Source organism: Peribacillus sp. NPDC094092 (assembly GCF_050279365.1).
Classification (GTDB): Bacteria; Bacillota; Bacilli; order Bacillales; family DSM-1321; genus Peribacillus.
The window spans coordinates 40,817-63,664 of sequence record NZ_JBNNUC010000003.1 but is presented as its reverse complement, the minus strand read 5'-3'; the positions used below and the strand labels follow the sequence as shown (position 1 = coordinate 63,664).

Genomic DNA, 22,848 nt, shown 5'->3' with positions numbered 1-22,848 from the left:
TTCCCCACTTTATTATGTCCTCCAAAAAAGAAACTTTTTCCCTAAGGATTCAATGGGATTCAATGATGATTATATACATCTTTGAAAGGTGAATGGGTAAAAAGAACTATTTATACAAAATTCGTAATATTACGGTAAAATTTGGCGCTTATTCGACAAAATCATGATATATTATTCTAGCATTTTACAAAAAATAGAAGGGTTGTGAAGTATGTCGTTCAAGATGCATGTCAATAAGATGCTCGCCCCTATTCTTGCTGTAAGTTTGGCTGCAGCCCCATTTACCGTACCTGGGGAGACATCCGCCAAAGAGTCTAATAAGAAACCTGTCACGACTGAACCGTTTATCATTACAGCTCCTATTGTTAATTACTCAAAAGGCACAAAAGCGACTGTAACGGTCAAACCGCAAAAAGGGAACAAAGGAAATGAAACCGTTGTCTTCCAGTTGATGGATGGTAAGAAGGTCATTTCACAGGCAGCCATTGAGGCAGATATTAAATCGGCCCAAAAGTTCTCCGCGTATTTCAATTCATACAAAGCGGGTTATTGGGTCAAAGTATCGGTTGTCTCCAAGTATAACGGCAATACTAGTAACTTCGGCAAAAGCCTGGCAGCCTCCGTTTCGGATGCACCATTTGAACTAAGGATCATGGAAACGACGGATATACACACTAATCTGGTGAGCTATGATTATTATAAGGATGCCGTATCGGACTCGGTCGGCTTTTCGCGCACGGCTTCTTTAATCAAACAGGCACGAAAAGAAGTGAAAAATAGCGTTTTAGTGGATAACGGCGACCTTATTCAAGGGACCCCGCTAGGTACGTACAAAGCGAAAATAGCGCCACTGAAAAAAGGTGAAGTCCATCCCGTCTTTAAAGCGATGAACTTGCTTGACTATGATGTGGCCACATTCGGCAATCATGAATTCAATTATGGTTTATCTTATTTGGACGAGGCCATCAACGATGCGAACTTCCCTTACGTTAATGCCAATGTTTATAAAAAAGATAAAGATAATAATCCAAAGAATGATAAAAATAAATATACTCCATATAAAATCGTCACGAAGAAAGTGAAAGACATCAATGGAAAAGAAAAATCAGTGAAAATAGGCTACATTGGTTTTGTCCCTCCGCAAATCATGGATTGGGATAAAGCGAATCTTGACGGTAAGGTCATTACAAAGGAAATCGTCACGACAGCGAATAAATATGTACCTGAAATGAAGAAAAAGGGCGCGGATGTCATCGTGGCGCTCACACATTCCGGGTTTAATGGCGACACCAAGAACACCGAGGATGTCATCTATTCATTAAGCAAGGTATCCGGCATCGATGCCATCACGTTCTCCCATACGCATAAGGTCTTTCCGGCCCAAGATGAGGCTTCTTTAGACAGCCTATTCAAAGATGCACAAGGAAAAATCCTTAAAGGCGTGGATAATAAAAAGGGTACCATCAATGGTGTACCAGCCGTTCAAGCAGGATATGGCGGCAGTAATCTCGGGATCATCGATCTTGATATCCAAAATATCAAGGGGAAATGGAAAGTCGTCCATTCCGATTCATCAACACGGGCAATCAACGACAAAATAACAGGAACAAAAGCAGCTGAAGATGCGTCTGTCGTCAAAGCCGTGAAGAAGGATCACGAAGGAACGATCAAGTATGTTAACACGCCAATTGGAACGACTACAGCTCCAATTCATAGTTATTTCGCCCTTGTGCAAGACGACCCTTCCGTACAGGTCGTGACGAGCGCACAGAAATGGTATGTAGAGAAATACATCCAAAGCAACCGCCCGGAATACAAAGACCTTCCCATCCTCTCTGTTGGCGCCCCTTTCAAAGCGGGCCGAAATGGAGTCGAGGAATTCACCGAAATCAAGGAAGGCGCACTGACCATTCGCAGTGCCGGCGATTTATATTTATACGATAATACCTTGAAGGCAATCAAGATCAAAGGGTCCGTGGTTAAAGAGTGGCTTGAGATGTCTGCAGGGAAATATAATACAATCGATCCTGCCAAGTCTGAGGAACAGGAGCTGCTTAATGGAAAGTTTGCCGTCTATAATTTTGATGTGATTGACGGCGTCACGTACCAAATCGATGTCACCAAGGCCCCGCGCTATGATGAAAAAGGGATAAAAGTGTCGGATTCCAGCAGGATTGCAGATTTGAAATATAAGGGTGAACCAGTGGATCCGAATCAAGACTTCATCGTCGTGACGAATAATTACCGTGCTTCGGGCGGGGGGAACTTCCCGGGAGTCAAGGGTAGCGAATATGTAGTGGACTCTGCGGATGAAAATCGCCAGATCTTGATGGACTACATCACACAAGAGGGTGAGATCAATCCAACCGCTGATAATAACTGGTCGATCGCCCCGATTCCAGGCAAGGTGAACGTTACCTTCACCTCATCACCAAAAGGTGCGGAATATTTAAATGAAGACAGCGCGATTTCCTATACAGGCAAAAAGGATGAGAAAGGCTTTGGCATTTACAAATTCAATTTGGGGAAAGAAAATGTCAAGGTGCAACTGCTCGGGATCAATGATCTTCACGGCCAGCTTGATACCACCTCCGATTTTGGCGGTATCAAACAAGGGCGTGCTGATTATCTAGCTGCGCATTTGAAGCAGCGTAAAGCTGAAAACCCCGAAAATACACTTCTGCTTTCGGCAGGGGATGCTGTTGGGGCAAGTGCACCCGTTTCTTCTTTGATCCAAGACAAACCGACGCTCCAGTTTTTGAATAATATGAAATTCGATGTCGGAACTGTCGGGAACCATGAATTCGACAAAGGGGTAGAAACCCTGATGACTCAAATCAATGGCGGAAAGTCGCCAACATCCGATGTGGTATTCGATAAATTGAACTTTCCATATGTAGTAGCCAATGTCGTATATAAAGACACGAAAAAAACGATTTTGGACCCTTACGTCATAAAAAAGGTCGGCGGGGTTGATATTGGGTTCATAGGCGTAGTCACGAATGCCACACCTCAAAAAGTAAGTCCGGATGGCATTAAGAATGTGGAATTCATAGAACAGGCACCTGCCGTAAATAAGGCGGTTAAAGAGTTGAAAGATAAAGGCGTCAAATCGATAGTGGTCATCTCACATGACCCAGGCACGGAAAAGGAAGGGGTCATCACAGGTGAAGTGGCCGACCTTGCCAATGCCGTGGATGATGAAGTGGATGTGATCTTAGCCGGGGATAATCATGCAAAGGTCAACAACTATGTGGACGATAAATTGATTGTACAAGCTTACTCTTATGGAACGGCTTTTGAAGATGTGGATTTGGAAATCGACCCGAACACAAAGGATATTGTCAAAAGGTCAGCTGAGATTGTGACGGTTACTCAAGATGGCATCACGCCTGATGCCGGGACGACGAAATTCATTAACGACTATCTAGACATGTTCCCCGAGTTGAAGGCTCCGCTTGGGACAACGGATGAAAAAATTTTAAGAGCCAATGCCTATACACAGGAAACGGGCCTTGGAAATTTAATTGCCGATTCGATGAAGGCAGATTTGAATTCCGATTTTGCCTTCATGAATCCAGGCGGAATTCGTGCGGATATTCCAAAGGGGGAAGTCACTTTTTCCGATTTAGCGAAAATCCAGCCGTTCGGGAACGTGTTGGTTAAGCTGGAACTGACTGGAGCAGAAGTGAAAACGCTGCTTCAACAGCAATGGGTCGTAGAAGGATCTCCGAAAACCTTGCAAATTTCTGGACTGAGCTATACAGCCGACTTCAGTAAACCTGTCACGGAACGTGTCACTTTATTGAAGAAAGCGGACGGAACTCCGATCGAGGATACCGAAACATACACGGTGGCCGTCAATGATTTCATGGCTAGCGGCGGTGATAACTATACCGTACTGAAAGGAAAAGAGCGTGTGTTTGGACATGCTGACCTGGAAGCATTCGTTAACTATGTCAAAGAAACCTTTAAAGGCGGGAAGATCACGGCAGAAATCGAAGGAAGAATTATGAATATCAATAATTAATTGTGGTTTACTCGTGAAACTTGAGGATTTACTCGTGAGTTTGGCGGGTTTACTCGTGAAACTTTAAAAGAGAGCGCCCCTTTATACAAGGGGCGCTTCTTTATGTGATTAATTGTTTCTGAAAATGGAAAAGTTCAATCCCAATGCGAAGGTGACCCATGCTATATAGGGAATCATCGCTAAACCGGATGCACGGTCTATTCTGTAAAATTCGAATGCAGTTAAAGTGATCAGGGTCAGCAGTGCAGCCATTTCAATAAAGGCCGTTCCACGCAATCTCCATTTGAAGAATAAAAAAGACCATAAGAAATTCAACCCTAGTTGAGTATTATAGAGGAGTTCAGCGGACTTCGATTCTTTTTCTTTGGATGCAATGCGATATTTCGCTATTCCCATAATCGTATATAGGCTTGTCCAAGCAACGGGGAAGGTCCAGGAAGGAGGTGCAAAGGCAGGCTTCTTGAGTTTATCATAAATTGCTTTTGAATTCCTTGTGGCGAATATACCCACAAGTGAACCTCCGACCACAGGGACCAATAAACTTTTAGCAAATTTTCCGTAGTTCATAATGAATCCACTTCTTTCTTAATAATTTGGATGCTCTTATACCTTTACCTATTCATATGAAAATAAAACATGCCCTTTAATGACTAAGTGTAACTTTCTTCCAAATTATACGTCGGTACTATTAAGAAAAGGGGGAATACCGATGAACCGTAAAACAATGATGCTTCTGTTCTGTTTGTTACTTTTACTTGCTGGATGCAGCAGTAATGAGAAAGATGATTCAGCATCCAAAGCACAGGATGAAACGGCGGAAAGTAAAATGGACGCTTCCATTTCCGGTGATAAGGTGCAGGAAGAAGCAGCGGAAAAGGAAGGGATGACGGAAGAAAGAAAGGTCATCCATCAAGCACAACTTGAGTTGAAGGTGAAAAACCTTGAAAAAGCACAAATGAAGATTGAGAATAAGGTGGCTGAATATGGCGGATATGTGGTCGAGTCCAATGTATATAGGGAAGATGAAGAACTGGTGGAAGGAACGATCACCGTTCGGGTCCCTGAATCCCATTTTCAGGATTTTCTGGCCGTCAGCGAGGGCGAGGCCTCAGAAGTGGTCGGAAGGAATGTGACTGGACAGGATGTAACGGAGCAATATGTTGATCTAAAAGCAAGATTGAAATCAAAGAGGGCAGTAGAGGAAAGGTTACTTGCATTCATGAATGATGCCGGGAAGACGGAAGATTTACTGAAAATATCATCCGATCTTGCCGTGGTGCAAGAAGAAATAGAGCAGCTGACTGGGCAAATGAAGTATCTTGAAAACCAAACCTCATATTCGACGGTCACCATCACGTTATCACAGGACCGGATAGTTGTGCCGGGCATTGATAATAAGGAATTGAATACATGGGAGAGAACGAAGAAACAACTTGCAACAAGTGCGAATCTATTACTTAAAGCGGGTTCAGGAATCATTGTTTTCATAATAGGGAACTTGCCTATCCTCATTATTATAGGCGGAGCTGGTGCGGTGGTCCATTGGGTGATCAAAAGAAGGGGGAGAAGGTGAAGACATTAATAGAGGGTGCCAATTACTGGCACCCTCTTTGAAACTTATCTATTCCGTTTATGCAAGCCGGTCGCATAATACAGGGCTACCAACAGTAAGATCCAAATCGGACCGACGATTAGAGCGACTCTTGTATCTGCTGAAAAACCGAGTACTACCATTACGAATACTAAAAAGGCTAAAGTGAAATAAGAAGTGAATGGGAAAAGCGGCATTTTGTATGACAAACCTTGCTTTTCTCCCTGACTCATTTTCCGTCTAGACATGATCTGTGTGACAAGTATGGTTCCCCATGTCCAGAGGGCACCGAAAGTAGCGACACTTGTAACGTAAGTGAAAACTTTATCGGCTTCCATGTAGTTAAGGTAAACACCGAAAAGCAGCACGACAGCCGAAACGATGATGGCAACGCCAGGTACGCCTGACTTTGTAGTACGTTCGAAACTTTTTGGTGATTCACCTTGCTGCGCTAGGTTGAATAACATTCTTCCTGTACTGAAGATCCCGCTGTTACAAGATGATAGGGCTGCTGTCAGTACGACAAACTGAATGATTCCTGCTGCGCCTGGTATCCCGATTTTATCAAACATCATGACGAATGGACTGTTTTCTCCATTCATTTCATCCCATGGAGTGATCGATAAAATGACTGTCAGAGCTAAAACGTAAAAAAGTAAAATCCGGTAAAAAACGGTATCGATGGCTCTTTTTAAAGATTTTTCAGGATTTTTAACTTCACCTGCGGTTACTCCGAGCATTTCAATTCCCAAATAGGCGAACATGACCATTTGAAAAGAGAGGATGACACCGGAAATCCCATTAGGGAAAAATCCTCCATGTTCAACAAGGTTGCCGAATCCGACTGCGATTCCGCCGTTCCCCAGTCCGAAGATAATCATTCCGAAGCCAAGGACGATCATAAGGATGATTGTAATGATTTTAATTAAGGCGAACCAAAACTCCAATTCACCATATGCTTTTACAGCTAGAAAGTTAATCGTCGTCATGATGGCAAGAGCGGCTAACGCCCAAGCCCATTGCGGGGTATCGGGGAACCAAAATTGCATATAGATTCCGACTGCCGTAATTTCAGCCATACAGGTGGCAATCCAAACGAACCAGTAATTCCATCCGGTTATATATCCGGCAAGAGGACCGACAAATTCGCTAGCATAGCGGCTGAAAGAGCCTGCGACAGGATTCTTAATTGCCATTTCCCCAAGTGCACGCATGATAAGATAGATCATAAGCCCGCCAATGGCGTAGGAAATGATGATAGCTGGGCCGGCTAATTTTATCGCAGATGCCGAGCCGAGAAATAAACCGACTCCAATGGCTGCGCCAAGAGACATTAATGCGATATGTCTTTCTTCCAAACCTCTATGTAGTTGAGATTCTTTGGAGTTTTGCATAATTTTCCCCTTTTCTATGTTGGAGTTTAATTTTCTCTATCTAGCATTTTATCACTAGTAGAGGAGAATACATATAATTTATTGATTTTTCACATAATATTACAACTAAATAATATATTTTAATAGGAAGAATGTAAAGTGAAAAATGAAAACGCTTACCATAAAGTGATTCACTCTGTTTTCGTCGCATTTAAAATCTTTCAAGACTATTAGAATGCTATTCAAACAAAATAAAATTATGTGATTTTTCTAAAAATTTAGACTTCGGCAGTGGATAAGCTGGTCCAAAACAAGGTACAGGCATCCTGTTCATACCACTCTGGTAGGAAGGGATTCCATGGATCGATTGATACTGATTTCCGGGAAAGTCGATTTTATATGAAACGGTGGGGAAAAGTATTGTCTAAAATGAGAAAAAACCGCTAGTGAAGCTTAGCGAAATTTAGGGGAATAGCCCGGGAAATATCGAAGGGCTGTTATGGAAATGAAAATGATACGAAAAACCGTCAGGAATCCAACTTACTGTTTCAGTATGTAGCTCCTAAAAAAACTGTAGACAAACTCGATTTTCATCGAGTTTGTCTACAGTTTTAACCAACAGCATGCTACTGACGGTTTTTTTTACTCTGTTTTATAAGAAGACTTTGAATGAAACTCAATAACAATGATCCGATTAAAGCTCCCCAAAAAGAATTTATTACAAAGCCACTGACGGCATAGGAAGTGATTTGGAAGGTGAAGGCATTGATAATGAAAGAAAACAACCCGAACGTCAGAATGGTGATCGGCAATGTGATAAGTAGGAGAATGGGTTTAACCAGCAAGTTCATGATCGATAATATAAAAACCGCCAGCAAGGCTGTTCCGTATGATTTAATCGTGATGGAGTCGAGAAGCCAGTCAATAACGAGCAATACCAGCCCGTTGATAAGAAAACGCATTATTATGTTCATGAATAACTCCTCCTGAAGACACTTTACTACAAGTCATTATACTAAAACTTCATGAATTTCAGTGATATGTTTGCAGAATTGTCACAAAAAAAAGAGGAATACGATATGTATTCCCCCAGAAAGCCCCAGTGGATTTCAGAAATCCGCTCCCTTTCCGCTAAAATGGCCCCATTTGTCTGCAAAATGGGGCCATTTTGGTTCTATTTTAGTTGTTGGCAATGATTTTCTCGAATTCACTTAATTCCAATGTGTCTTTCAATTTTGGATTGGTGTTCAAGGAAAGCAGGGCACTTTCGACGAGAAAGATCCGCGGTTCAGCGTTTTGTAATAATTCCTCTTGGATAAAGTGAATCAATTTTAAGTTTTTGACCCGTTCCGCTTCATCATCTTGGCAAAGCCTCAAGATCATCTTTTTCAGGTCATTGGCAGAGTGCAGGAGTGCTGTATGAAAATCCTGCTGTGTATGGAAGCACTCAGGCAGCCATTGCTTGATGAGATCGGGTTCCAAAAGCTGTGCTTTTGACGTGCTGACATCTTCGAAAATCGATTTAATCCTATCGACACAATAGCGGATAATTTCAGTAGGGTTGAAATCGGGCTCTTTAGCCAAGGCATTAAAATGAATCGTTTGATGCATCATCCCCGAGTAGAGAATGGCACAGTCCAAAATATAAGGTTTTTTATCAGCACCGAAAATGTCCAGAAAGCGTTTTGATAGCCAATGGATATGCTGGAATTTAGCATGTGTTATGAAGTTCTTAAGTTCGGTATCATTTGAAATCATTACTTCTTCATATAAGAAGAAGATTTTATTGCTTTTGTTGGAGTGCATTTGTAATTCGGATTGTTTGATGAATATTTCAATATCTGCAAGGTTTTGCCCAATCAGCAATTCATTCCGCTCTTTTTCGAACTTTTCTTGCGAAGTCAGGAAGACGGCCTTAAGCAATTCGCTTTTAGAAGAAAAATAGTTATAAAATGTTCCTTTTGAAATGCCGCTATAATCTAAAATATCCTGAATGGAAGTGGCTTGATAACCCTTTTCAATAAATAATTGGTGTGCATACTTAACTACCAGTTGTTTGCGCTCATTCATATATATCACCCTTACTCTTATTGGACGGTCATTTTAACGTAATAGTATCTTATTTTCTATATGAACACAAACCAGTATGTTTACAATTTCCCCAGCAAAATAAGGGGGAAGGACTTTTGTTTCAGCCCGTTTATGAAGAGTTCTGCTGAAGTTGAGGTTCACAAAAACAATGAAAAATTCAGTTTTTGAATAAAGTCTGATGAAGTGAATAAAGTCACAGGAGATCACTCCAGTTTGTTATAAGATAAATAGAAGGAAATAGGTAGTAGCGCAAAGTATCCATGAATATTCGTTATCATTCTCGATTACTATCCCATTGGTAGGAGAAATGATAAAATCACTTGTCATGAAGGAATATTGGTTATAAGGGTCGTATACCATTATTAGGTATTTAATTATACCAATGAGTTGTTATATCAATGTTTATACATTTTTAATTATCCATAATGTGGTTGGAGGTGAAGTCATTTCGTTTACAAAAATTTAATGAATTCATTATTATATTAAAATTATTATAAATAAGTATTGATTTTTTTCTGATAAGCTTTATCATTATATACATAAATATTAATGAAAAGGTGGTTCAATTATGTCGAATAAGAAAAACCTTACTACAAGCTGGGGAGCGCCAGTTGGAGATAATCAAAACTCGATCACTGCCGGCGAACGAGGACCGGTACTCATTCAAGATGTACACTTATTGGAAAAACTAGCCCACTTCAACCGTGAACGTGTGCCTGAACGTGTAGTTCATGCGAAGGGTGCCGGTGCATTCGGAACTTTCGAAGTAACGAACGACCTTTCTCAGTACACGAAAGCTAAACTTTTCAATGGTGTAGGCAAGAAGACAGATCTTTTTATCCGTTTCTCCACAGTTGCAGGTGAATTGGGTTCTGCTGATACAGTCCGTGACCCGCGTGGATTTGCTGTTAAATTCTACACGGAAGAAGGAAACTACGATATCGTCGGCAATAATACGCCTGTATTCTTTATTCGCGATGCGATTAAATTCCCTGACTTCATTCATACACAAAAAAGAGATCCTAGAACACATTTGAAAAACCCTACTGCTGTTTGGGATTTCTGGTCACATTCACCTGAATCTTTGCACCAAGTGACGATCCTGATGTCCGACCGGGGCATTCCTGCTACACTTCGTCATACACATGGTTTCGGAAGCCACACATTTAAATGGGTGAATGCCGAAGGACAAGGCGTTTGGGTGAAATACCACTTCAAAACAGAACAGGGCATCAAAAACCTTGATGTCGATCTAGCTGCAAAATTAGCGGGTGAAAACCCAGATTACCATACGGAAGATCTTTTCAATGCCATAGAAAAAGGGGACTTCCCTGCATGGAAATTATATGTTCAGATCATGCCTCTGGAAGATGCGGATACATACCGTTTCGATCCATTCGATGTGACGAAGGTATGGTCTCAAAAAGATTATCCGCTGATCGAGCTTGGCCGTATGGTTTTGAACAGAAATCCTGAAAACTACTTTGCTGAAGTGGAGCAAGCCACGTTCTCACCTGGAACTTTCGTACCGGGAATCGAAGCTTCCCCGGACAAGATGCTTCAAGGACGCCTATTCGCATATGGAGATGCACACCGTTACCGTGTGGGCTCGAATCACAACCAGCTTCCGGTGAACCGTCCGAAAGTGGAAGCGAACAACTATCAGCGTGATGGATTCATGCGTGCAGATGACAATGGCAAGGGATCTGTTTATTATGAGCCGAATAGTTTTGGCGGCCCTGCCGAATCAACGGAAAATAAAGCCACTCCATTCGAGGTGACTGGGCAAGCTGCACAAGTCGGTCATGATAGGGATGATCACTACACTCAAGCAGGTGACTTATACCGTCTATTAAGTGCCGAAGAGAAAACTCGCCTTGTTGACACGATCGTGGGCGCAATGAAACCTGTGGAATTGGAAGAAATCAAGCTTCGTCAAATCGGTCATTTCTACAAAGCCGATCCAGAATACGGAACACGCATAGCCGAAGGTTTAGGTTTGCCCGTACCGCAAGAAGCATAAAATATGGGACTCCCAATCTATTAAATGAAAACAGGCATCCATTCATGAATGGGTGCCTGTTTTGTTTGTTCATGGAGGGCCCCGTTATATAAATGACACCCGACAAGTTCGGTAAGAATATATCGTTATAAATATTTGTAAGGAAGTCATGCAGTCAGATTAATTGAGGGCCAGTCACTTAATTCATCAGGAATGGGTTGAATTTATGACTAGTAAAAAGAATTGGATGTTGGTAGGCAGTCCAATTTACCAGAAACCAGATATACTACAAACGCCCTCACTTAAAAGCTTGGCATTTTCTTAATTGTCGAAGCAGAACAATGTCAAAGCAATAATTAAAACGAATCAGCATACATTTGGTTATGAGGAGGTGCAGTATGGACGTTTTTGTGCGGCAAAATGATTCTTTGTGGTATTATAGCCAATTATTCAAGGTGAATTACCAACTTATCATTGATTCCAATAGCGGGATAGATCCACTTGCACTTATGATTGGCCAACAAATCAAAATTCCTGGCTTTACGACGACCGGCTATAGGATTAAACAAGGAGATTCTTTATGGGCAATTGCCAGGTCGCGTAATCTTTCATTGGATGCCTTATTTTTGGCTAATCACAATCTCAACCCGAATGCACTGCAAGTCGGTCAGACAATTTCTGTGCCATTAAGAATTACGTGGAGGCTGATTCAAGGAAACCGGGAATATGATTATGAGGCGATGATGACCGATGTAAGGCGTTTGAAAACGATCTATCCATTTATTAAGACCTCCCCGATCGGAGACTCTGTGCTTGAAAGGGCTATCCCTGAAGTGCTGATCGGAAATGGAAACAAACGAGTTCACTATAATGGTTCCTTTCATGCGAATGAGTGGATAACGACGCCAGTGATCATGACCTTTTTAAATGATTATTTACTCGCAATCACGAATCAGGCTGATATCCGCGGTCTATCTCTGTTTCCTTACTATCAACAGACGATGCTATCGATCGTCCCAATGGTGAATCCGGACGGAGTGGAGTTGGTTCTTAAAGGACCGCCTGCAGAAGAGTCATTGAGACGGCGGCTCGTGGAATGGAATAATGGAAGTGAAGACTTCTCTGGCTGGAAAGCAAATATTAACGGGGTGGATTTGAATGATCAATTTCCCGCCAAATGGGAACTGGAAAAAGAACGCAATAATGTACCGGAGCCAGGTCCGGCAAATTATTCTGGGGAAGGGCCGCTTACACAGCCAGAAGCCATTGCAATGTCAGAGCTGACAAGAAGGCGTGATTTTGGCAAAGTCCTTGCGTTCCATACCCAAGGAGAGGTCATTTATTGGGGGTTTGAAGGGTTGGAACCGCCAGAGTCGGAAACGATAGTCAATGAGTTTGCGAGGGTCAGTGGATATGAGCCTGTCAAATCCGCCGATAGTTACGCAGGGTATAAGGATTGGTTCATTCAGGATTGGCGCAGGCCGGGATTTACCGTGGAGCTGGGCAAAGGAACGAATCCCCTCCCTATATCACAGTTCGATGAAATTTATCAGAAGTCGCTTGGGATTTTCTTGGCAGGGTTATATATGTGAATTTTGACCAAATGAAAAAGCTCAACTCCGTTACCATGGGGAAGAGCTTTTTAGTCTTATAAACTATTAGACTTGAAATGATGAGGGCTGCTAACAAAAAATAAGTAAAGTCATGCTTTACTTATCGATTGCATGATTGACACGCTTTTAGCCTGAAATGAAAGGACAATCCCATGTCCCGGTAATATTGCAGCCCGTACCAAAATGAATTCTACTTGTTTTACGGTAAGAAGCTAATCTTCCTTAACGCTAGTATTGGCCCCACCTACGCCAGATACTGTGACGGCCACGCATGCCATCCAACCTAATTTCATTATAATAGAAAGCGCTTACATTTTCAAAAATAATCGTCATGCAAATTTCGACATTCGCATAAGTGTCCCTTATCAGTAGGCGCAGAGTGGTCGCATTACTGATAAGGGGCCCTATAGGATTCAGGTTAATTCGCAATGAACTCCTGCAACTTTTTCGTTAGTCCGCCACTGCCAAATTTAATGAACTTTGTCTTTCCGACTTCTTGTGCCGGTGGAGCAGCAAATTCCAAAAAGGCTAAAAGGTTGATCCTTCGGTAAAGTATATGGTCAATGCCATATTGATAGAACCAATTATCGATTGCATTGTAAACCCCTCTATTCAGGGCATATTGCTGCCGGCACCATTCGAAAAATAATCTGTCAGGCAGATTGATGTACTTCATATCCTCAAGGCGGCCATTTTTGTTCTCATTTAAAGTGGGGAAAATGGGCTTTACCGATTCCTTTTGCATAATGTATGTCCTCCCTTATTGATAAAAACGAAAAGGCCCCCTACTCATGTTGAATAGGGAGCCTCCAGTGAACTGGTCAGCTTATATATTTTCATCCAGCATAAATTATATTATTCCTATTTGTCAAGTTGGTTTTTTAAAAAACTTAAATGAAATAAGTTTGATTAATGTTTTAGGTGCAATTTAAATGAAAATACGAATAAATATTTATGTTTATTCATTTATAGTTCGTTTATAATGATTTTGAGGATATGGAGGAGGAGAGACTGGATGTATAAATCGAAAAAGATTTTATTATTGGGCTCGGGTGAATTGGGGAAAGAGGTCATAATTGAAGCACAGCGGCTTGGTGTGGAGACCGTTGCTGTAGACCGCTATGAACATGCCCCAGCCATGCAAGTCGCTCATCGCAGTTATGTAATCGATATGCTGGATGCGGAACAACTAAGGGAAATAGTGGAAAAAGAACAACCCGATTTGATTGTACCGGAAATCGAAGCCATCGCTACATCTGAATTAATCAAATTGGAAGAGGAAGGCTTTCATGTCATCCCGACGGCAAGAGCGGCTAAGTTGACTATGGATCGTGAAGGAATCAGGAGATTGGCTTCTGAAACCCTGGAGATTCCAACCGCAGCCTACAAATTCGCCGATACCTATGAAGAATTTGTCCAAGCTGCCAAGGAAGTTGGATTTCCCAATGTCGTAAAACCGCTGATGAGTTCATCAGGTAAAGGGCAAAGTGTGTGCCGCACGGAAGGTGACCTGGAGGATTGCTGGAGGATTGCGATGGAAGGCGGACGTGTCCAAAATGGACGTGTGATCATTGAAGAATTTATCCGTTTTGATTCGGAAATCACGCTGCTTACTGTCCGGGCCATAAATGGTACCATGTTTTGTGCTCCCATCGGGCACATTCAGCAGGGAGGGGATTATATTGAATCCTGGCAGCCGCATAATATGACAGAAGCACAAATAAATGAAGCGAAAAAAATTGCCCATGCCATTACGGATGAACTTGGAGGGTACGGATTATTCGGGGTTGAGCTTTTCCTTTCAGGGGATAAAGTCTATTTCAGTGAAGTTTCCCCACGACCTCATGATACGGGGCTAGTGACTTTAGCGACCCAGAATTTGTCGGAGTTTGCCCTGCATATTCGGGCGATTCTAGGATTTCCCATCCCGGAAATCACGCTGATCAGCCCAGGTGCCAGCCGTCCATTAAAAGCGCAGGATGAGTTATCGGAATATTCTATAGTCGGTGTCGAACAGGCTTTGGCATTACCTAATACACAAGTGCGTCTTTTCGGAAAACCTGTTACAAAGGCAGGTAGAAGGGTCGCTGTCGCCCTGTCGACAGCTGATTCAATCGAGCTGGCGAGAGTGAATGCGGCCCGTGCTTTGGAATGTTTAGTTATAGAGAAGTAACCGTGCAAAAGCCCTTTGAATGGTGTCGACAAGGGGGGGCGGAAAGGGAGCGGATTTCTTTAATCAAACGTTTGATTAAAGAAATCCGCACTGTTGCGCTTTGCGCCTGTGGGGTTGCCCTGGGACTCGCTTTCTAAGCAGGAGTTCCGTAACTTCCTTCCAATCCGTTTTATAAAACTCCTACTAAATTGAAGAAATTTGTGACTCTCCTGGCGTTTGACTGGCTAGCCGAGACGCCAAAGGCGTGCTTGATGAGGATTGGCTGACAGCCGCCGGAAAGGGAGCGGATTTCTGGAAAAACTGTAAGGATAGATTTTGTCTGCAGTCTGACGCTAAAGCACCCTGATAGGGTGCTTTATTTTTTTCTCCATTGATTTTTTAGCACTTTTACATACATGACAAATCATTCTGAGAAATGACTCCTCCAACACCTGCAAAAGGACCGCTCCTGGTGAATTTTCTACTATACCCAACACCCCTCATAAAAGTGTCATGCAATTCCGTGACATGTCTCCTTTACCTTGTCTTAACAATTATCCTGTCGCATTTTTACATAGCCTTGACATTGAGTTCATCTTCTTCACCTATAGTTTAATTAAATAGAAAACATTAAAGGGAGGCTATTCATTTGAATCGCACATGGGGTAAAAAGGTATTGCCAATCACATTGGCTTCTGCATTAGCATTTGGAGGTTTATCATGGTCCGTTGCGGATCGCGTTTCGGCAAAGGGTAACCCAAATAAAGAACCGGAAATCAAGAACGTTATTTTCCTGATCGGTGACGGCATGGGTGTTTCTTATACCTCCGCTTACCGGTATTTAAAAGATAACCCTGGTACGAAGGTGGCAGAACGGACAGAGTTTGATAAATACTTGGTTGGTCAGCAGATGACTTACCCAGAAGACTCTGCACAAAATATAACGGATTCAGCTTCAGCCGCAACGGCAATGTCTGCAGGAGTGAAGACTTATAACGCTGCAATTGCAGTGGATAACGATAAATCCGAAGTCAAAACCGTATTGGAAGCAGCAAAGGAAAAAGGAAAAGCGACGGGATTGGTTGCCACTTCAGAAATCACTCATGCTACACCTGCATCTTTTGGCGCCCATGATGAAAACCGGAAAAACATGAATTCAATCGCAGACGATTATTATAATGACTTAATCAAGGGCAAACATAAAATCGACGTCCTACTGGGCGGTGGAAAGTCCAATTTTGTCCGGCCTGATGTCAATTTGGCGAAAGCCTTCGAAAAAGACGGTTACAGTTATGTGACGGATAAAAATCAAATGCTTAAGGACAAAAATGAACAGGTCCTTGGTTTATTCGCTTCTGAAGGACTTCCGAAAATGATTGACCGCCCAAGTGAAACGCCTTCTTTGTCAGACATGACAAATTCGGCGATCCAGCGCTTGAATAAAGACAAAGATGGATTCTTCCTTATGATCGAGGGAAGCCAGGTCGACTGGGCCGGACATGATAATGATATCGTAGGTGCAATGAGTGAAATGGAAGACTTTGAAAAAGCATACAAAGCGGCCATTGAATTTGCGAAGAAAGACAAACATACCTTAGTGGTGGCTACTGCGGATCACTCTACAGGAGGATTCTCTATCGGCGCAAAAGGAATATATAACTGGTATGGTGAACCAATCAAGGCAGCCAAACGCACCCCTGACTTCATGGCAGATGCCATCGTCAAAGGGGCCGATGTTGAAAAGACGTTAAAGCAATATATTAATCAAAATGAAGTGAAGCTAACTGACGCTGAAATCAAAACGGTAACAGAAGCCGCCAAATCAAAAAATGTGACGAACGTCGATAATGCCATCGAAGCCATATTCGACAATCGGACCAATACTGCATGGACTACTGGGGGACATACAGGTGAAGATGTTCCGGTCTACGCATATGGACCATATAAAGAACGTTTTGCAGGGCAGGTCGATAACACGGATCAGGCCAAAATCATCTTTGATCTATTAAAGAAGTAAAAACACTTCAGGAGGGATTCAATGAACAGACTGATGATTGGTGCCCTGTTATTAACGGCATTTGGTGCTCTCAATACCCAACCAGCTTACAAAGAAGAAACAACGACAACAGCTAAAGAAAAAACAGAGGAAATTGCACGACCACTTGTAAAAAAGGATGTCTATGTTCCGAATCCGCAGCTTCCTGATGATATAAAATTGAACCAGATCGGTCAGAATGTTTCCGATGCAAAAGGCGATTTAACCTTGAAGGCTTATAAAAAAGTGAATGAGACAGTGAAGGTTGGGCCGATCGAGGTTAAAGTCAAAGAAATGAAAGTGATGCATGTCACTCCGGATTACAGCATGATTGATTTCTTCCACGGCTATACGCATGATGAAGATTTCGATATCGTAAAAATGAACGTGGAAATCAAAAACAATACAGATAAAAAAATCAAGTTTTCCCCAGTTGCTTTCCTTGAAACGGAAAGAGGAGAACATCTGACATGGGAAGATGATATCTACTTAGAAGAACTTGCTGGTGAAATAGAAGGAAACGGTTCAAAAAGCGGGAACATTGGTTTCATTCTAAATGACGGGAACATAAAGGGCGTTTCCGTCATGACAAGTGATGCGGTGGATGAAGATGGTGAAGTCCTTGCAAAAGGCAAGTCAGCTGAATTCGCTTTTTAAAGAATATGTATAAATGCCTTGGAAAAATAAAATACTAGAACAAGTGATGGGGATTACTATCACTGAACGGAATATCCAAATCCTAATGATGAGGTGACACAGAATGAGCTATAAAGATCAATTAGATCCACATTCTCAAAAGTTTCACCATAATTGGACAAGACCTAAGCGTTCAAAATCTCAAGTTAATGGCCATACGCAAGAATCACAAACAAACATTATACTAAGAAGCAATGCAAAGGCTCACAGGTGGTAAAGGATATTTCCGACAAAGAAGGAGGCTCCCAGCGAGTCTTCTTCTTTATATTTAATCCCAAAACAGATCAAGGCATACATGGCTTTTCACTCATAATTATGATACCATTTACCTTTAAGATTGAAGTGATGAGCTTGGCGTGAAACCGGAGTTTCGATTCCGATTGAAAGTTTCGCCTTATACAAATAGAGGACGTGAATTGTAATGATCAAAATTGAAATCCCTGCAGCGGATATAAGCATCAAACAAAGAAAGCAAGTTATAGAAGGAGACGAACCTGTCATTCCTGAAATTTACGGGTTTATCGATTTTCATTTGATTCCCCGTGATAAAGGCGGCATCATCTTGTTTTACAATGAAAATGATGAACTGATTTTTGTCGGTAAAGCCCGTAAATTAAGACCAAGGGTCAAGAAGCATTTCGAGGATAATGTTTCTCCGATTAAAGAGCATCGTAATGAAGTCAAGAAAATTGACATTCTTTTAGTCGAAGACGCCATGGAACGTGAAATCTATGAAACGTACATGATCAATAAGCTTCATGCTAAATATAACGTCGACAAAGTGTTTTATAAATAAGAAGTGCCTAGAAAAGCTGACTGCATATGCACTCAGCTTTTTTTGTGCGCAAACTTAAGTTAACATATATCCAAAAATAATTCCGTACATTTACAGCCGCTACATGCCAGGTTAACAATGGTGGTTTATATTTAGAGTATTCCAATACATTCTCAGGAGGAAGCTATTGAAGAAAATACTTTGTAAAAAGGTGTTAGTTATCTCGATCGGGACAGTGATTGCCTTTGGGAATTTAACGTGGTCCGTGTCACAAGCTTCTAAACTGGCGAAACAGAGAGAAATTGAAACTTTTGAACAAAAGACAGTAAAATCTTCAGGGTGGGAAATGGCGGAATAAGCATAGTGGCCAATAATTTTTTCTCGGTTGCAACAAAGAAAAATGTATTGGAAAATGAAACGTTGTTGATGATAGCAGGCTAAAAGTACATTGAATGATAATACTCAATGGAGGTTCATTACACTTGAAGTTATGTGTGATTGGACTTCCATTTAATTTTAGTTTTAAAAAAATGTCAGCACCCTTCACGTATCCGTGATTGCCCTTGCAGCAGCAATGGAGCAATCGCGATTACATTAGTCAGGATAAGTAAACGAAGGCCCTTTTGAAAAAAACTTGCAAATAGTAATGATTACGTTTTATTATTAAGGGGTGTTTTTACATGAGTGATAGCTTCGGTTTTAAATCGTAATGATTTTGATTTATGTTGAAGATATCAGGCAAAGGAGTGGTAAGTAATGGAGATGAGGAAAATTCCGGTTACGGTATTGAGTGGCTACCTTGGCGCGGGAAAGACGACGCTTTTGAATCATATTCTTGAAAATCGGAATGATCTGAAGGTTGCCGTCATCGTAAATGATATGAGTGAAATCAATATTGATGCTTCACTGGTCAAACAGGGAGGGTTTACCCGGACGGATGAAAAACTGGTGGAAATGCAGAATGGCTGCATTTGCTGTACGCTTCGTGAGGATTTGATGATTGAAGTGGAGAAAATTGCGAAACAAGGGGACATTGATTACATTGTGATCGAATCGACTGGGATAAGCGAACCGGTACCTGTAGCCCAGACCTTCTCCTATGCTGATGAAAGCATGGGAATTGATTTAGCGGAATATTGCCGGCTTGATACGATGGTCACCGTTGTTGATGGGTATAACTTTTGGCAAGACTTCACTTCCGGAGAAACACTTATTGACAGGATGAAGGCAACTGATGCTGCGGATGGGAGGGAAGTGGTCGATCTATTAATAGATCAGATAGAGTTCGCCAATGTCATCCTGTTGAATAAAATCGATCTAATGGATGCTGGCGCCGTTGAGGAATTGAAAGCGGTTCTTCAAAAAATGAATGCGGATGCGAGGATCATCGAAACAAACCATTCCAAGGTGCCGCTAAAGGAGGTATTGAATACACATTTATTCGATTTTGAAGAGGCAAGCCAAGGAGCCGGCTGGATAAAGGAATTGAATGAAGAGCATATTCCGGAGACCCTGGAGTACGGGATTTCTTCCTTCGTTTACAGAAGGAAAATACCCTTTCATCCCGAACGGCTGATGGAGTGGTTAGAAAACTGGCCCGTACAAGTGGTGAGGGCAAAGGGCTTCCTTTGGCTGGCATCGAGAAATGATACGGCAGGCTTGCTATCGCAGGCAGGACCGTCATTGACTTTACAAGAAGCCGGTAAATGGATTGCTGCTTACCCTGTGGAAGAACAGCGCCAAATTTTAAAGGAAGCACCTGAATTATTGGAACGGTGGAATGCAGTATACGGTGACAGGATGACGGAGCTGGTGATGATTGGCATTCAAATGAATCAACAGGAAATCGAAAATGAATTAGATCAATGCTTATTGACGGAGATCGAGATGCAACAGGATTGGTCTCTGTATGAAGATCGATTGCCTGCATTTACGGAAATCGTTCATTAAAAAAACTTTAGGAGGAATAAAAATGAGAGTAAACATTACGTTAGCATGCACAGAATCAGGGGACCGAAATTATATCACGACAAAAAACAAGCGGAATAATCCAGATAGGATCGAATTGAAAAAGTACTGCCCGCGATTGAAGAAACACACGCTTCATCGTGAAACGAAGTAATTTCAAGGTTTAAATCGGAATGATTTTGTTTTATCGGGGTTCATGTTGGAATGGACCATTATTGATGGAGGCACAAAAGTGTAGCGATGGCTGCATTTTACGGTAGTCATTTCAATGCATATCTGTGTTCACCATCCGTACAAAGGGTGAACATGCTCCTGATATCCAGGATATATCGGGGGCAAGAAAGGCAGCGGAACGAATTGTAAATCGTTTGAAAAAAGATAGTAAAAAAGGAGAATATAAATGGCGAAAAAATCCAAGGTGATAAAAGCACAAAAACAGTTGGCAATGGTCGAAAAGTATGCAGAACTTAGAAAGGAATTGAAAGAGAAAGGGGATTATGCCGGATTGGCCAAACTCCCTCGCGATTCCTCGCGGACAAGGGTCCATAATCGTTGTGGAGTAACGGGGAGGCCACATGGATATATGCGCAAATTCAACATGTCACGTATCGTTTTTAGGGAACTTGCTCATAAAGGGCAACTCCCGGGTATCAAAAAGTCAAGCTGGTGAAGCGGGGAGCTGTCTTTCTTTCATTCACTTTTTTATGTAAATCATTCATAAGAAGGGGGGCTATGTTTAACAAGTTTGTTATACATTGACGAATTAAAAAAAAGCAGAAGTCTCTAAGACTCTGCTTTTTACCTTTGGAAAAATTCAATCCACTCTTTTTCCGGTCCATATACGTAGAAATAGCGATAACCATTTGGAAGGGTGACGATCTCTTCATCAATCAGCTCAGTGTTATCCAAGCTTTTGATCCGGGCATATTCTTCTTCGATATCATCCACGGTAATGGCAAAATGGTGAATTGTCGCTTCGGATGGCAGTGTGTCGCTATACCCCTGAATCAACTCTATTTCTGTTTCGTCCGACTCTTCGTAACCCAGGAATGCCAGTTCGATTACCCCATTAGTATGAGTCATGCGCGCTTTTAATTTTAAATCCAGCACATCTTGATAAAAGGCGATGGATTTTTCAAGATCTTTTACAACGACACCAATGTGATCGACCCTTTTCAAAGCCAAGAAATCTTCCTCCTTCATCATATCCAGTTGCAATAATGCTAATATTAGTATATATAAGATTATTCGGAATTAAATTACTCTTTTATAGCCGTTTTTAGATAATTTTTTAAATGATGTTAATAAGTAGAAAGTATTGGTGAAATAATGGGGAAATAAATATAGTTTATGGAATGATAGTTTTCTTCCATAATTTCTTTTGACCGTTTTCTTTCTTGTAAAGAATGGCATTCATCATTTTCCAGGGCAAAAATTTGTTTCTAAAAGGAATAGTCGATATACTTATTGAAACACCTCCATTATTGATGGATATGAAAGGAGAGGTAGTATGGGAAAAATTCGTGAAGGTGAAGTTTTCACCCTTACCGATGACAGCGATGAAGGCCATGAAGTTGAGGTTTTAGGATCATTGGATGTAGAAGGAACGGAATATGTTGCAGTAGGTTTGCTTGAAGATATTGAAAAGGATACAGATGAAGATATCGATATTTTCTTTTTCAGGGTCGAAGGTGAAGGTGAATTGCTGGATATCGAATCGGATGAAGAGTTCGAGAAGGTATCATTGGCGTTTGAAGCGGCATTTGAAGCGAAAGAATGACAAGATAAAGACGGCACAATTGTGTGCCGCCTTTTTTTATATGTATAAAGAAAGTATTGGCCCCGCCTTCGCCAAATACCATGATAGCCACGCGTGCTATCCAGCCTTACTTAAGTATAGGGCCATATTATTGATAGGACGTGTACCATATATGAAGATTTTGTTAATAAACGGAGTATTTTTCCATCTCCGAGGCATAGGATAAAAAAGTGGAGGTGATGGGATGGCCGTTGTTAAGCACACGGATGCCGATATTGCCTTATTGGCAAGATTGCTTAGGGCGGAAGGCGAGGGTGAAGGTGATCAAGGCATGTTGATGATCGGTAATGTAGGGATCAATCGGATTAGGTCGAATTGTTCCGATTTCAAAGGGTTGAGGACGATTCCAGACATGATTTATCAGGAGCATGCTTTTGAAGCTGTACAGAAGGGGTATTTTTATCAGCGGGCAAGGGATCGGGAAAAAAGGCTTGCGCGCCGGAGCGTAAGTGGTGAAAGGCTATGGCCCTCGAAATTTAGCCTATGGTACTTCAGGCCGCCGGGAGATTGTCCGGCAACCTGGTATAATCAGCCCCTGGTTGGGCGTTTCAAGCTTCATTGCTTTTATGAACCAACAGGAACGGAATGTCCGAACATTTATAATACATTTTAAGGAGAAGGCTGAACCTTATGGAGGTTTGGCCTCTTTGTGCATCAGTCTTTAACTAGGAAAAATCATATGATAAAACTGGCAAATGATTTA

The 22,848-nt window shown here is 41.7% G+C and carries 21 protein-coding genes; 15 read left to right on the top strand and 6 right to left on the bottom strand.

Annotation, left to right across the window (positions count from 1 at the left end; translation table 11 throughout):
• Nucleotides 1-211 precede the first annotated feature (211 nt).
• Complete coding sequence (locus tag ACQKNS_RS15925; protein WP_427644330.1) at nt 212-4,030, top strand: bifunctional 2',3'-cyclic-nucleotide 2'-phosphodiesterase/3'-nucleotidase; 3,819 nt, start codon at nt 212-214, stop codon at nt 4,028-4,030.
• A gap of 108 nt (nt 4,031-4,138) precedes the next feature.
• Here ACQKNS_RS15925 and ACQKNS_RS15920 read toward each other — a convergent pair whose 3' ends face one another.
• The gene (locus tag ACQKNS_RS15920; protein ID WP_427644329.1) at nt 4,139-4,597 is read right to left on the bottom strand and encodes a TspO/MBR family protein; all 459 of its coding nucleotides are present in this window, start codon (nt 4,595-4,597) and stop codon (nt 4,139-4,141) included.
• Nucleotides 4,598-4,739: 142 nt separating this feature from the next.
• Here ACQKNS_RS15920 and ACQKNS_RS15915 point away from each other — a divergent pair, with 142 nt between their 5' ends.
• A complete protein-coding gene (locus tag ACQKNS_RS15915) occupies nt 4,740-5,603 on the top strand; it encodes a DUF4349 domain-containing protein (protein WP_427644328.1) in 864 nt (287 codons plus the stop codon).
• Between the two features lie 44 nt (nt 5,604-5,647).
• On the opposite strand, the gene ACQKNS_RS15910 is transcribed toward ACQKNS_RS15915, so the two are convergent.
• From ACQKNS_RS15910 to ACQKNS_RS15900, 3 genes are all read right to left on the bottom strand, one after another.
• Nucleotides 5,648-7,015: an amino acid permease gene (locus ACQKNS_RS15910; RefSeq protein WP_427644327.1), complete on the bottom strand. Its 1,368-nt coding sequence runs from the start codon at nt 7,013-7,015 to the stop codon at nt 5,648-5,650.
• Nucleotides 7,016-7,620: 605 nt separating this feature from the next.
• A complete protein-coding gene (locus ACQKNS_RS15905; RefSeq protein ID WP_076368079.1) occupies nt 7,621-7,968 on the bottom strand; it encodes a phage holin family protein in 348 nt (115 codons plus the stop codon).
• A gap of 205 nt (nt 7,969-8,173) precedes the next feature.
• Nucleotides 8,174-9,064 (bottom strand): TetR/AcrR family transcriptional regulator, encoded by an 891-nt coding sequence (locus ACQKNS_RS15900; RefSeq protein WP_427644326.1) that lies wholly within the window; start codon nt 9,062-9,064, stop codon nt 8,174-8,176.
• 589 nt (nt 9,065-9,653) lie between these two features.
• Between ACQKNS_RS15900 and katA the strand changes: the two genes are divergently transcribed.
• Both katA and ACQKNS_RS15890 read left to right on the top strand, forming a co-directional pair.
• Nucleotides 9,654-11,108, top strand: coding sequence for a catalase KatA (katA, locus tag ACQKNS_RS15895; RefSeq protein ID WP_427644325.1), 1,455 nt, complete (start codon nt 9,654-9,656; stop codon nt 11,106-11,108).
• A 377-nt stretch (nt 11,109-11,485) separates the two neighbouring features.
• Complete coding sequence (locus ACQKNS_RS15890) at nt 11,486-12,679, top strand: M14 family metallopeptidase (protein ID WP_427644324.1); 1,194 nt, start codon at nt 11,486-11,488, stop codon at nt 12,677-12,679.
• 439 nt (nt 12,680-13,118) lie between these two features.
• Here ACQKNS_RS15890 and ACQKNS_RS15885 read toward each other — a convergent pair whose 3' ends face one another.
• Complete coding sequence (locus ACQKNS_RS15885; protein ID WP_427644323.1) at nt 13,119-13,445, bottom strand: hypothetical protein; 327 nt, start codon at nt 13,443-13,445, stop codon at nt 13,119-13,121.
• 270 nt (nt 13,446-13,715) lie between these two features.
• Here ACQKNS_RS15885 and purT point away from each other — a divergent pair, with 270 nt between their 5' ends.
• From purT to rpsN, 9 genes are all read left to right on the top strand, one after another.
• Entirely contained in the window at nt 13,716-14,873 is a 1,158-nt protein-coding gene (gene purT, locus ACQKNS_RS15880) for a phosphoribosylglycinamide formyltransferase 2 (RefSeq protein WP_427644322.1), read from the top strand.
• Nucleotides 14,874-15,501: 628 nt separating this feature from the next.
• The gene (locus ACQKNS_RS15875; protein WP_427644320.1) at nt 15,502-16,869 is read left to right on the top strand and encodes an alkaline phosphatase; all 1,368 of its coding nucleotides are present in this window, start codon (nt 15,502-15,504) and stop codon (nt 16,867-16,869) included.
• A 21-nt stretch (nt 16,870-16,890) separates the two neighbouring features.
• Nucleotides 16,891-17,544: a DUF4352 domain-containing protein gene (locus tag ACQKNS_RS15870; protein WP_427644319.1), complete on the top strand. Its 654-nt coding sequence runs from the start codon at nt 16,891-16,893 to the stop codon at nt 17,542-17,544.
• 103 nt (nt 17,545-17,647) lie between these two features.
• Nucleotides 17,648-17,800, top strand: a complete 153-nt coding sequence (locus ACQKNS_RS15865; protein WP_072272311.1) for a YpzG family protein — start codon at nt 17,648-17,650, stop codon at nt 17,798-17,800.
• 198 nt (nt 17,801-17,998) lie between these two features.
• Complete coding sequence (locus ACQKNS_RS15860; protein ID WP_260285755.1) at nt 17,999-18,379, top strand: nucleotide excision repair endonuclease; 381 nt, start codon at nt 17,999-18,001, stop codon at nt 18,377-18,379.
• A 166-nt stretch (nt 18,380-18,545) separates the two neighbouring features.
• Nucleotides 18,546-18,716, top strand: coding sequence for a hypothetical protein (locus tag ACQKNS_RS15855; RefSeq protein ID WP_181762212.1), 171 nt, complete (start codon nt 18,546-18,548; stop codon nt 18,714-18,716).
• A gap of 398 nt (nt 18,717-19,114) precedes the next feature.
• Nucleotides 19,115-20,308: a GTP-binding protein gene (locus ACQKNS_RS15850; protein ID WP_427644317.1), complete on the top strand. Its 1,194-nt coding sequence runs from the start codon at nt 19,115-19,117 to the stop codon at nt 20,306-20,308.
• Nucleotides 20,309-20,330: 22 nt separating this feature from the next.
• The gene (rpmG, locus tag ACQKNS_RS15845) at nt 20,331-20,480 is read left to right on the top strand and encodes a 50S ribosomal protein L33 (protein WP_034310390.1); all 150 of its coding nucleotides are present in this window, start codon (nt 20,331-20,333) and stop codon (nt 20,478-20,480) included.
• A 246-nt stretch (nt 20,481-20,726) separates the two neighbouring features.
• Complete coding sequence (rpsN, locus tag ACQKNS_RS15840; protein ID WP_427644315.1) at nt 20,727-20,996, top strand: 30S ribosomal protein S14; 270 nt, start codon at nt 20,727-20,729, stop codon at nt 20,994-20,996.
• Nucleotides 20,997-21,124: 128 nt separating this feature from the next.
• Here the strand turns inward: rpsN and ACQKNS_RS15835 are convergent, their stop codons facing one another.
• Nucleotides 21,125-21,529: a VOC family protein gene (locus ACQKNS_RS15835; protein ID WP_427644314.1), complete on the bottom strand. Its 405-nt coding sequence runs from the start codon at nt 21,527-21,529 to the stop codon at nt 21,125-21,127.
• Nucleotides 21,530-21,836: 307 nt separating this feature from the next.
• On the opposite strand from ACQKNS_RS15835, the gene ACQKNS_RS15830 reads away from it, so the two are divergent.
• Together ACQKNS_RS15830 and ACQKNS_RS15825 are read left to right on the top strand one after the other, a co-directional pair.
• Nucleotides 21,837-22,106, top strand: coding sequence for a DUF1292 domain-containing protein (locus ACQKNS_RS15830; RefSeq protein WP_427644312.1), 270 nt, complete (start codon nt 21,837-21,839; stop codon nt 22,104-22,106).
• A 223-nt stretch (nt 22,107-22,329) separates the two neighbouring features.
• On the top strand, nt 22,330-22,758 hold the full coding sequence (locus ACQKNS_RS15825) for a cell wall hydrolase (protein WP_251540282.1): 429 nt from the start codon (nt 22,330-22,332) through the stop codon (nt 22,756-22,758).
• The last annotated feature ends 90 nt before the right edge of the window (nt 22,759-22,848 follow it).